Genomic DNA, 11,667 nt, shown 5'->3' on the forward strand with positions numbered 1-11,667 from the left:
GGCCAACCGGTTGGACTGGTTGTTGAGGCTGCCGGCGAGGTCGGGGAGGAACGCGTCGGGTCGTGCCTCGGCCAGGCTGCGTCGGATGTTGACGGCTTCGGTGATGGCGTCGAGTGCTTCCTCCCGCCGCCCGAGGTTGGCCAGCTGGATGGACTGGTTGTTGAGGCTGCCGGCGAGGTTGGGGAGGAACGCATCGGGTCGTGCCTCGGCCAGGTCGCGGTAAGCGTTGACGGCTTCGGTGGCGGCGTCGAGTGCTTCCTCCCGCCGCCCCAACTCGCCCAACCGGACGGACTGGTTGTTGAGGCTGCCGGCGAGGTTGGGGAGGAACGCGTCGGGTCGTGCCTCGGCCAGGCTGCGTCGGATGTTGACGGCTTCGGTGGCGGCGTCGAGTGCTTCCTCCCGCCGCCCGAGGTTGGCCAACCGGATGGACTGGTTGTTGAGGCTGGTGGCGAGGTGAGGGAGGAACGCGTCGGGTCGTGCCTCGGCCAATTCACGATGTTCGTGAACCAGACGTTCCCCAATTCGCGCCGCCCACTCCGCAAGACGATGACTCGACAGCGGCAAATGATCAGCCAGCAGCATGAGGGTCGCGAGATCGGTGGCATTGTCATCACCGATGAGTTCCAACGCCTGCATCAACGGCCGCGGTGACTCCACCTGGGTAGCTACCTCGATCGCCACTGGACCCAGCTCCGAAACATGCCGCGCACACAACGACGTCAACCCGTCATCCAGCACACCACCGAATACCCGATGCGACGCCGCACGGCAGTAAAAAGTCAGCAACCGCTCCAACCGTGTTCCGTCGATCCCCACAATAAGACGATCCACCATTCCCGGACGCTGCCGCACGTGACGGCCCACGAAACGCTCCGCCAATCGATCCGGCTGGATCGAACCGAACGGAATGTCCCCCAATGCCGGATACAGACTGGCAACCCACTTCAACACCGAATTCCGGCGGTCCCGAGGCTGATCCTCCAGGCCCTCGATCCTCCGCAACAAGTCATCGGCCGTGTCCCTGCTGTCCGCCCCGAGCAGAGCTACAGCGGCCATCACGTCGTGCAACGTCGACTGCTCGAACACCACAGACGGGGTCCGCGTCTCGGCCGCGGTTTGCCAATACCGCTGCTCATGACGGAGAAGGCGATCCTCCACCTCCTCGGGCGCGCCGCCTGCCGCCACGCGCACCGTGGCTGTTTCCTGAAAAGGCGCAGCCGCAGAGTCCAGCAGGTCCGCCAATGCAGTCATGTGCAGTGTCAGCGCACCCTCCAACCCCAGTCGGGTCGGTGCCGGGTCCGGGAGACCGGATGCGATCACTGTCCAGGGGTACCCAGCTTGTCCGTTCACCTTCGGCAACGCACCCGCGAACCCCCGCACCGCTTCCCGGTAGGCAACCGCCCGTCCTTTGGCCTCGGGCTCCAACTCCTCCAGCAGGCGGACACCCGCGCGTGCTAACAACATCGACGCGGCATCCGACGACGATCCCAGCCGTTCCCACCACTCCCCGGCGGTTCGGGCCAATAGGAGCACCTTCATGGGCACTGCACCACCGTGCCGCACGCACATTCGAAGCATTGCCTTGACCTGGGGTGTTCGAGTCTCGGCGTAGTCCACGACCACCACTGTCGGCGTTGCAGAATCGGACAACACCTCCAACTCCGCCTCCGTGCGGTGCGGGTCCAACCACACCGCCGCCCACCTATGGTCAACCAGTTCGTCGACTACCTGATGGGCCAGTCGCGTCTTGCCCTGTCCACCCGATCCATGCAGCAAAAACACTCCAGCACCGTCGGTCCCTGCCCAGTCGTTCAGCTCGGCCAACAGTTCCGAACGACCACGGAACGGCACCACCTTCAACCCCGCGACCAGCAACCAACCGGGGGACGGCAACTCACCGGGCAGGACCGCAGAGGGAGCCTCTGTCAACGACTGGAACTCCACTGGTGCCAGCACCATGGTCTGGCTATCGGTGTGCTCGGCCAGCACATCCCGGAATCCCTCTGCCTGGTGTAGCGCATACGTCGGCACCACCACCAACCGCGAGTGCCCGCCATACTCTTCATCCGCCGTGATCACCCCTGTTAGAAGGTCACCGCAGAACAACGCCCCACCTGACAACCCGCCCCACGGCGAGCGGCCGTCCTTCAAGGGCGTCGGCGGGTGCCCGTCCACCGCCATCACATACCGATTGGCCACTTCTCGATCACCGGGATTGAGCTTTCCCGAAGGATGCGCGGTCTCCACTGCGGCACCGGGGCGCTGGTCCTTGTCCGGTACACCCCACGTTTCACACGGGATTCCCGTCCTGGTGGTCACCAATTGCCCCCACGCGACGGGTCGACTGCGCGGCGGCACCCACTCCGGGGAGGTGTGGACGCGTACCAGGGCCGCGTCATCGACACCATCAGGTGTTCCACACCACACGACAGTTCCCGTGAACAAGCCGGAACGGCCGGGGAAGAACACCTCTACCGTCGAGCCCAGCGCACCGACCACATGGGCCGATGTGAGAACCAATTGTGGGCCGACCACGTATCCCGAGCCTGGACGTCCAACGGCGGCGACCCCGACTACCCGATCCCTCTGCACCTCGGCCTCCGGCCCCTGATCAGTCGGTCAGATCACGGCTGGATACGACCGGACACATCACCAGGCCCCGCCGCCCGAGGCACTGAACCATGTACCCGCAGGTCCCCACCGCTCTTGTCCTTCGGCGTCAGCGACACCTTCACCTTGTGCGTCGTGCCTCGCGAGACACCAGCCCCCACATCGGCGGACACCACCCACGCCTTGAACTTCCCCGCGACCTTTACGTCAGCTTTCAACTCCACCGCGAACTCCAACTCGATCGGCCCCACCACGAACCCGATCTCCTGCCCCAGCCCATAGGTCACGGCTTCCAGCAACTCGTTCCGCACCGCAGCCACCGCGTCCGCCAACTCGATCTCCATACCCAACTGTCGCGCGGTGGACCGATACCGCTACAGCGACCAGTTGAGGGCAACTCCCGTGACGATCGGTAGACGGGACGAGCGCACCCAGGTCGACCCGATCGGTGGCCGGGGGCGCTCGGCTGCCGCACCCGTGAACAGCTCAACGCCTTGGCGGCGTCGACCAGCCCACAGGCTTGCCCTCGAAGATCTTGGCGGGGCTACAGAACATGCACGGAACAAAAGCCATCTTCAAGTAGCCACCTGAAGTCAAAGGCGCAGTTCAGTGGCATTCTCTGCTGAGAGACTCAGTTCCGCACGATGGAACTTCCAGCTTTAGGGGCGTTGCGAACACGTTCAGCGAGCCCAAACAGGGGTTGGCTCAGGTCGCTCAGTGCGACGCCGAGGTTCCTCAACGCGAAGCGACGTCGGGGTGATCGGGGCCGTACGTGGTTTTGTTGATGGCCAAGGCCCGTTCGTAGAGAGGTTTGGCGTCAGCGGGTTGACCCAAGTTGCTCAGTGCGACGCCGAGATTGCTCAGGCGGATGGCGACGGTGGGGTGGTCGGGTCCGTACGTGGCCTCGTCGATAGCCAAGGCACGCTCAAACAAGAGTTTGGCGTTGGCGGGTTGGCTCAGGTCACTCAGTGCGACGCCGAGGTTGCTCAACGAGGCGGCGACGGTGGGGTGGTCGGGTCCGTACGTGGTCTCGGCGATGGTCAAGGCACGTTCGTAAAGGGGTTTAGCGTCGGCAGGTTGGCCGAGGCTGCGTAGTGCACCGCCCAGGTTGCTCAACGAGGCGGCGACGTCGGGGTGGTCGGGTCCGTACGTGGTCTCGGCGATGGCCAAGGCACGTTCGTAAAGGGGTTTAGCGTCGGCAGGTTGGCCGAGATCGCGCAGTGCACCGCCGAGGTTGTTCAGGCGGATGGCGACGGTGGGGTGGACAGGTCCGTACGTGGCCTCGGTGATGGCCAAGGCACGCTCAAACAGGGGTTTAGCGTCGGCAGGTTGGCCGAGATCGCGCACTGCACCGCCGAGGTTGTTCAGTGCGGTGGCGACGTCGGGGTGGTCGGGTCCGTATGTGACCTCGTCAATGGCCAACGCACGTTCGTAAAGGGGTTTAGCGTCGGCAGGTTGGCCGAGATCGCGCACTGCACCGCCGAGGTTGCTCAGTGCGGTGGCGACGATGGGGTGGACGGGTCCGTACGTGGCCTCGTCAATGGCTAGGGCACGCTCAAACAGAATTCTGGCATCTACAGGTTGCCCGTGAACTCGTAGGTAAGTGGCGGCGCGATCGAGCAGCCAAGACTCATTGTCAGTAGCTTTGACCGAATGCGCTTGGAATTCTTCACAAGAAGCCAGGACGTGCGGGAGCAACGCCCTCCATCGGGGCCAATTTTCCGGCGCACTCATGATCGTGTTCGGCAAGTCGGCTACAAGCAAATTCTGTGCGATAATCCTCAGATGAGCTGCACCCTCCGGCGGCCAGGTGGCAGTGTGTCTGCTACGTATTGACTGTTGAAGCAGTCGGTGGACGATGGTTAAATCGTCAGCGGTGCGGCGGACCAGGAAGTGGTCGACTAACGCTCCAACCACATCAGCAAAGGCGACTGGGCTTGCCACAGCTTCAGCCAGCGGTGTGGATAGTTCGTTCGAGTGATCGGTGAATAGATTAAGCGGGACTGGCTCAGGAGCCAGATAAGCAAGTAAGTCCAGCAAGGTCACCGCAGCTGGTTGCTGTTGAGTGAGCGTGGACAGAGACAAATCCCATAACGTCACCAACGTGTCCTCGCGGCCCGCTACTCGACCTCGACCGATCATCTCGGTCGCGTGAGTCTGCATCAACTCGAGATAGGCAGGGGCGGCGAGGCCGGTAGTGATCATGTAAGCAGAGGCTTGCTCGATCGCCAACGGCAGGCCATCTAACTCGTCCGCCAACTCCACCGCCTGGTCGTCGGTGATGGTCGGCAATCGGCGCTTAAGCAACGCAATACTTTCGGCTGGGTCCAGGACGTCCACATTCAACTCGGCTCCCAAAGCGCTGAACCCCGCACGTCGAGTCGTGATCACCACCTGTCCGGTGCTGGGCGGCAGGTACTCCCGCAGCGTGACGGGATCCTCGGCATTATCGAAGATCAACAGCCACCGCGTTCGCCCACGCAACACGTCGTACGCAGCCGAGACCATCGACACAAGGTCTGTCCTAGCCGGAACGCCAAGCTTCTCGCCCAGGTTCGCGAGGTGGTTGGGGATCAACGAGGGTTGTTCAGCCGGAATCCACCACACCACGTCGAAGTCATCGGCGAACCGATAGGTGTACTCAATCGCGAGCTGCGACTTACCCACCCCACCCATACCACGCAGCGAGTGCACCGCCACAGCCGCTGACGAGCGCATCACCTCCCGTAACCGGGTCAGTGACTCGGCGCGGCCGGTGAAGTTCGGGTTGCGCGGCGGAATGTTCCACACTTCCGGGAATCCGCCGGGGAACCTTGGTTCCGTCGCGATCGCCCGGCCAGCGCCGGGGAACCCAGGAGGTACTGTGGGTTTCGCCCGGCCGGTGACCGCGGCGTTGACCGCGTCATGCAGACGCCGACGAGTCGCACCCTCGAGCAGCCCAAATAGATCCTGCGACACCACCGGCCCTAGCAGGCCTGGTCGTTCGCACTCCGCCACCCGGAACACCAGTAGCTTGCGCTCCTCGCCCAGCGGGTCGTCCCGCCATGCCGCCTGCCACTCAATCGTGCCGTACACCGAGTTCAGGTAGGCCGGGGACAGCAGGGCGATCGTGCGGGCGGCCTTCTGGACGCCCTCGTGCATGGAGTTGACCCAGTTGCTGCCCGGCACCATGTCCCATGCCTGGATCAGGACACGGTGCCCAGCCTCCTCCAACTGCCAGGCCACCCACTCCGCCCACGACCGGTCCGTCGCCGTATATGAGACGAAGAAGTCCCACTCGTCCGCCACCGGACACCACTCCTCACAGCCTGTACCCGACCACATCGTCGCCGCTGCGCAGTGGGTTACGAGGAGTTGTAGGCCACCGTGTACCCAGATGACCGAGCAGGCGGGACGGGTGCCTGACTTCGCGTCAGGCCAAGTCAGGGTGGTGCAGTGCAGCAACCTCGGTGGCTAGCGATGACCTTCATCGACTGTCACAGGCCGCCTGACCTAGGTGATTCTGCGGAACAGGGACAGAACATTAAGCAGTACCGAGGCCTCGCGTGAGTGAAAGCTCCAGGTCAGGCTGGTCTGTGGCTGTAGTGCCAAGATCCTCCGCAAGGATCTTGCTGGTCCTGCCACTGCGGATCGGCGTGCGCTCCACGTGCACTAACCGCAGGTCAACAGGGGTAGGTAGCGCGTAGCAACGACACCAGACCCACGCAGGTCAGAGCTGCGATCAGCACCGGCTGATCGGGTTCCCAAGCTGTAGAGGCGGGTTCGATTCCCGTCACCCGCTCCACGACGAAGGCCCAGGAGAACGAGTTCTCCTGGGCCTTCGTCGTGCGGTGCTCAGCCGAGCAGGCCCACGGTAGGGCCGATGTAGGTGCCGGGGTGGGTTGCGGCGTCCTGGAGGACGACCTTGCCCAGCTTCCAGTCGAGGGTCTGGGTGGCGGTGGTGTTCGGGGGCGTTACCTGGAGGGTTGCCACGGCCCAGCCGGACGGGTCGGTGGTGGGCAGGTAGGTGAGGTAGCTGATCGCGCCCGCGCCGGGGGCCAGGGTGACGTCGACCACCGGGTCGTTGGTGCGGGTCAGGTCCCACGGGAGGTTGTCCTTGCCGGTCAGGCGGACGCCGGGGAAGCCTCGGAGGACGCAGGTGGTCGTGCCGGTGTTGACCATGGTCAGGCCGACCTTCGACTGCGTCTTGTCCGACGGCAGGGGGTCGCCGATCGAGGCCTCCACCTGCTGACAGGTCTCCTGCTTGCCCGCCTGCTTGGCGGAGAAGCCCTCCGCGCCGCTCGTGGCGGCCTGCGTCGGGCTCGGGCCGTGGGTCTGGGTGGCGGTGCTCGAACCGGCCGTGGAGCAGGCGGACACGGCGGCTACGGCGGTCACGGCCACGATCGCGGCGGAACCCTTGAGAACCATGGTGCGGCGCATTGCATCTCCCCTTTGGCAATCGTTTCGAGCTATGCCTAAAGGATGTTCGAGGGTCCGATCAGGATGCCTCGAAGTGATGTGCGCCACGGCGAACAACCTCACCACAAGAACGCATTTCCCCAGTTCAGAAGCCTGAAAGTGCCGAGAGTAACCCCAATTCCGTCTCGGATGATCCCCGCTTTACCCACAACGAGGACCGGTAAACAAGAATTGTCACGGAGACCGTGGCAGCGCGTTTCCCAGGCGAATGCCGCTGAACGAAAGGGTGCTGGTGGTGATGGTGTCCCACAGTGGCCACAGGGTGGGGAGGACGCGGAGTTCGATGCCTGCCTCCTCGTGCAGGTGGAGGAGGTCGCCGACCGGTTCCGGTGGGCCCAGCGGGGTGATCGGGATGGTGGCCACGTGGGCGTGGGGTTCGCCGGTGCCGAACGGGGTGAAGGCGGTGGCCGGTAGGCGGTACGCGTAGAGGCGGACGGTGCGCAGGGGTTCCAGCCAGCCGTACTCGATGGCGTGCAGGCGGGTCGTGCCAGGGCTCAGGAGCGGGTGGGCCGTGGGGGACCAGGCCATCGCACGGGGGCAGGCTCTGGGGAACCAGTAGTCGGGGCTGCGGGTGTGGTCGACGGCCCAGACGTATGGGGTTCGTTGGCGGGCCGTGGAGGCCACGTGTGGGAGGAAGCGGGTGATGGTGGGGTCTTCCGAGAAATGCAGGACCTCGCCCGGGTCGGGTCTCATACCGAAAAGGTAGGGGCCGCCCCGGTGGGGCGGCCCCTCGACGGTCAGGCCTTCACGGTCGCGGGTTCCTCACCCGCGGGCTTGGACTCGTCGTCGGAGTCGAGCGATTCGAGGAGGACGTCGCGGTCCGCTGAGGGTTCGGGCTTCAGCAGGCCGAACGCGATGTACAGGATCAGCGACACGACCAGCGGGGTCGCCACCAGGACGCCCTTCGTGACGAAGGCGGCCTTCTGCATCTGCTCGATGTAGAGGAACGCCCACACGCCGAGGCCGCCGACGACCGAGGCGATGGCCGCGGACGGGCCGAACTTCCGGAACCACGGGAGCAGGCCCAGCATCAGCGGGATCGCGATCGGGCCCATGGTGGCCGCCACGAGGTCGACCACCACCTTGAGGACGAACCCCTGGCCGCCGGACGTGATGGCGATGATCATGCTGAGCCCGATGAAGAGGAACGTCGTGACCCTGGCCAGTTTCAGCTGGGCGTCGGACGTCAGCCTCGTGATGCCCTTCCACAGCTTGGGCAGCATGTCCCGCGTGATGACCGCGGAGATCACGTTCGCGTCCGAGGACACCATCGCCATGGTGTGCGAGAAGAACCCGGCGAGGACCAGGCCGACCATGCCCGCGGGCAGCATCGCCTTGCCCATCTCGACGTACGCCTGCTCGGCGTTGGCGTCCATGCCCGGCACGATCAGCGGCGCGGCCCACATCGGGAAGAACAGGACCAGCGGCCACACCAGCCACAGGCCTGCCGACAGCAGCGCCGAGCGCTTCGCCGCGGCGCCGGAGGGCGCGGCCATGTAGCGCTGCGCCAGGTTCCACATGCCGCCGTTGTACTCGAGCGTCTTGATCAGGAACAGCGCCATGAAGAACGTGAACGTGTACGGCCCGGACAGCGGGTCGCTGTGGGACTCGGGGAGCTTGTCCCAGATCGTCCACATGAAGTCGATGCCGCCGAGGTGCGCGGCGACCGCGACGAACATCGCGATGCCCGCGGCGCCCTGGATGACGAACTGGCCCATGTCGGTGAGCGCGTCGGCCCACAGGCCGCCCAGCACCGAGTAGACCATCGTGACGAGGCCGATCAGCACGATGCCCCACGTGATGGGCACGCCCGCGAAGCCGCGCAGCAGGATCGAGACGGCGGCCCACTTCGCCGCGATGTCGACGACCTTGAGGACGGCGCCGCACCAGGCCATGAGCTGCTGGGTCGGCACGTTGTAGCGCCGGGCCAGGTACTCCAGCGGCGAGGCCACGTTGTGCTTGGCGCGCAACCGGTTCCACCGGCCCGCGAACAGGAACGCGCCGATGCCCACGCCGATGCCGATGGTCAGCGACCACCAGATGTAGACCGTGAGGCCCAACCGGTACGCCTCGGCGGCGAAGGCGACGAACATGACGGCGCTGTAGCCGGACATGTGGTGCGAGATGCCGGACAGCCACCACGGCATCTTGCCGCCGGCGGTGAAGAAGTCGGCGATGTTCTTGACCCGCCCGCGCGACCAAATACCGATGGCCACCATGACGAAGAAGTACCCAACGACCACTACCCAGTCGAGGGTGCCCATGAGACCTCCTGGTGTGCACAGCAAGTGCGGCGCCCGTCCGGATGCGCTGAGCGACACGGGCGGCGGTGCCCAGCTCATCCACACGGGAGATGTGACGTAGGTCTTACGAGCCTGTTGCGGCCTGCGGAAGTACTTGACAGGGAACCGAGTCACGTTTGTGACCCTTGTTCACATACGTGGAGGTTGAGGGCTCGCGACTACGCCCGAATGGGGGTGTTGTCACGGTCCGTCACGAGCGCGCGGGGCGTCGGATGTCGATCTTCAGCAGGGCCTTCGGACGCGTGGTCGCGAACACAGGCGGGTGTTCGGCCTTGCCGGGGTTACCGACAGGTAATACCCTGTTGTTACCGGTCAGTAGGGGACAGGCCCCGCACCTTTCGGGAGTGAGTGACGAGATGGGCCACTACAAGAGCAACGTCAGGGACCTGGAGTTCAACCTCTTCGAGGTCTTCAACGTGCAGGACCACCTCGGCACGGGGCCGTTCGAGCAGGCTGACGAGGAGACCGCGCGCGGGGTGCTGGCCGAGCTGAACAAGCTCGCCGTCGGCCCGCTGGCGGATTCGTTCGTGGACTCCGACCGCAACCCGCCGGTCTTCGACCCCAAGACGCACTCGGCGACGCTGCCCGAGTCGTTCAAGAAGTCGTACCAGGCGCTGTGGGACGGCGAGTGGTACCGCCTCTCGCTGTCCAACGAGCTGGGCGGCTACGGCGTGCCGCCGTCGGTGCAGTGGGCGGCGTCCGAGCTGATCCTGGGCTCGAACCCGGCCGCGTACATGTACATGGCGGGCCCGAGCTTCTCCTCCGTCGTCTACAACAACGGCACCGAGGAGCAGAAGGTCTGGGCCAAGACCTGCATCGACCACGGCTGGGGCGCCACGATGGTGCTCACCGAGCCCGACGCGGGCTCCGACGTCGGCGCGGGCCGCACGAAGGCCGTCCTCCAGGAGGACGGGTCGTGGCACCTCGACGGCGTGAAGCGGTTCATCACGTCGGCCGACCACGACCTGACCGACAACATCATGCACCTGGTGCTGGCGCGGCCCGAGGGCCCCGGCATCGAGGCGCGGCCCGGCACCAAGGGCCTCTCGATGTTCCTGGTGCCGAAGTTCCACTTCGACGGCGAGACCGGTGAGCTGGGCGAGCGCAACGGCGCCTTCGTCACCAACGTCGAGCACAAGATGGGCCTCAAGGTCTCCACGACCTGCGAGCTGACGTTCGGCCAGCACGGCGTGCCCGCCAAGGGCTGGCTGCTGGGCGAGGTGCACGACGGCATCGCGCAGATGTTCGAGGTCATCGAGCACGCGCGGATGATGGTCGGCACCAAGGCGATCGGCACGCTGTCGACCGGCTACCTCAACGCGCTGGCCTACGCCAAGGAGCGCGTGCAGAGCGCGGACCTGACGCGGATGACGGACAAGACCGCCCCGCGCGTGGCGATCACGAACCACCCGGACGTCCGGCGCAGCCTGATGCTCCAGAAGTCCTACGCCGAGGGCCTGCGCGCGGTGTACCTGTACACGGCGACGTACCAGGACCGGATCGCGCTCGGCGGCGAGGACAAGGAGCTGGCGGGCGCGGTCAACGACCTGCTGCTGCCGATCGTGAAGGGCGTCGGCTCCGAGCGGGCGTACGAGCAGCTCGCGCAGTCGTTGCAGACGCTCGGCGGGTCGGGCTTCCTGCAGGACTACCCGATCGAGCAGTACATCCGCGACTCGAAGATCGACTCGCTGTACGAGGGCACGACCGCGATCCAGTCGCTGGACTTCTTCTTCCGCAAGATCATCCGGAACAAGGGCCAGGCGCTCGGCCACATCAACGGCGAGATCCAGAAGTTCCTCGACAACGAGGGCGGCAACGGTCGCCTCAAGGAGGAGCGGGCGCTGCTCGCGCAGGCCCTCCAGGACCTCCAGGGCATGCTCGGCGCGCTGGTCGGGTTCCTGACCAGCTCGCAGGAGGACGTCCGCAACATCTACAAGGTCGGCCAGAACTCGGTGCGGCTGCTGATGACCGCGGGCGACGTGCTCGTCGGCTGGCTGCTGCTGCGCCAGGCCGAGGTCGCGCTGGCGAAGCTCGCGGAACCGGTGTCCGCCAAGGACAAGGCGTTCTACGAGGGCAAGGTCGCCGTGGCGTCGTTCTTCGCCCGGACCGTCCTGCCGGAGCTGACCTCGCGCCGCAAGATCGCCGAGTCGACGGACAACTCGCTGATGGACGTGGACGAGAACTCGTTCTGACGCAACGAGAAGGCGGCGCTCCCGGTCGGTCTCGGGGGGCCCGCCATCTCCGTTTCGGACTTGTGGGCTGGCTGTTTTACACAACTGAAGCAGCCCACGACGTA

7 protein-coding genes are annotated in these 11,667 nt (G+C 65.4%); 1 reads left to right on the plus strand and 6 read right to left on the minus strand.

Going from position 1 to position 11,667, the window contains the following annotated elements; translation table 11 throughout:
* The 6 genes from ACFWW9_RS43765 to ACFWW9_RS43790 all read right to left on the minus strand — a co-directional run.
* On the minus strand, positions 1-2,319 hold a 2,319-nt coding region (locus tag ACFWW9_RS43765; protein WP_390389155.1), incomplete at its 3' end, for a hypothetical protein.
* Between the two features lie 305 nt (positions 2,320-2,624).
* Entirely contained in the window at positions 2,625-2,954 is a 330-nt protein-coding gene (locus ACFWW9_RS43770) for a trypco2 family protein (RefSeq protein ID WP_390389158.1), read from the minus strand.
* A 391-nt stretch (positions 2,955-3,345) separates the two neighbouring features.
* Positions 3,346-5,898, minus strand: coding sequence for an FxSxx-COOH system tetratricopeptide repeat protein (gene fxsT / locus ACFWW9_RS43775; protein ID WP_390389159.1), 2,553 nt, complete (start codon positions 5,896-5,898; stop codon positions 3,346-3,348).
* Between the two features lie 546 nt (positions 5,899-6,444).
* Entirely contained in the window at positions 6,445-7,029 is a 585-nt protein-coding gene (locus ACFWW9_RS43780; protein WP_390389160.1) for a DUF4232 domain-containing protein, read from the minus strand.
* A gap of 213 nt (positions 7,030-7,242) precedes the next feature.
* Positions 7,243-7,761: a DUF6886 family protein gene (locus ACFWW9_RS43785; RefSeq protein ID WP_390389162.1), complete on the minus strand. Its 519-nt coding sequence runs from the start codon at positions 7,759-7,761 to the stop codon at positions 7,243-7,245.
* A gap of 44 nt (positions 7,762-7,805) precedes the next feature.
* Complete coding sequence (locus tag ACFWW9_RS43790) at positions 7,806-9,332, minus strand: sodium:solute symporter family protein (RefSeq protein ID WP_390389164.1); 1,527 nt, start codon at positions 9,330-9,332, stop codon at positions 7,806-7,808.
* Positions 9,333-9,727: 395 nt separating this feature from the next.
* Here ACFWW9_RS43790 and ACFWW9_RS43795 point away from each other — a divergent pair, with 395 nt between their 5' ends.
* The gene (locus ACFWW9_RS43795) at positions 9,728-11,563 is read left to right on the plus strand and encodes an acyl-CoA dehydrogenase (protein WP_390389165.1); all 1,836 of its coding nucleotides are present in this window, start codon (positions 9,728-9,730) and stop codon (positions 11,561-11,563) included.
* Positions 11,564-11,667 lie beyond the last annotated feature (104 nt).

The sequence above is a fragment of the Umezawaea sp. NPDC059074 genome (assembly GCF_042738955.1).
GTDB lineage: Bacteria > Actinomycetota > Actinomycetes > Mycobacteriales > Pseudonocardiaceae > Umezawaea.

What these genes read in the sequence shown, in the direction of transcription:
- ACFWW9_RS43770 (WP_390389158.1), bottom strand. Translation starts at nt 2,954, where the DNA reads ATGGAGATCGAGTTGGCGGACGCGGTGGCTGCGGTGCGGAACGAGTTG.
- ACFWW9_RS43790 (WP_390389164.1), bottom strand. Translation starts at nt 9,332, where the DNA reads ATGGGCACCCTCGACTGGGTAGTGGTCGTTGGGTACTTCTTCGTCATG.
- ACFWW9_RS43780 (WP_390389160.1), bottom strand. Translation starts at nt 7,029, where the DNA reads ATGCGCCGCACCATGGTTCTCAAGGGTTCCGCCGCGATCGTGGCCGTG.
- ACFWW9_RS43795 (WP_390389165.1), top strand. Translation starts at nt 9,728, where the DNA reads ATGGGCCACTACAAGAGCAACGTCAGGGACCTGGAGTTCAACCTCTTC.
- ACFWW9_RS43785 (WP_390389162.1), bottom strand. Translation starts at nt 7,761, where the DNA reads ATGAGACCCGACCCGGGCGAGGTCCTGCATTTCTCGGAAGACCCCACC.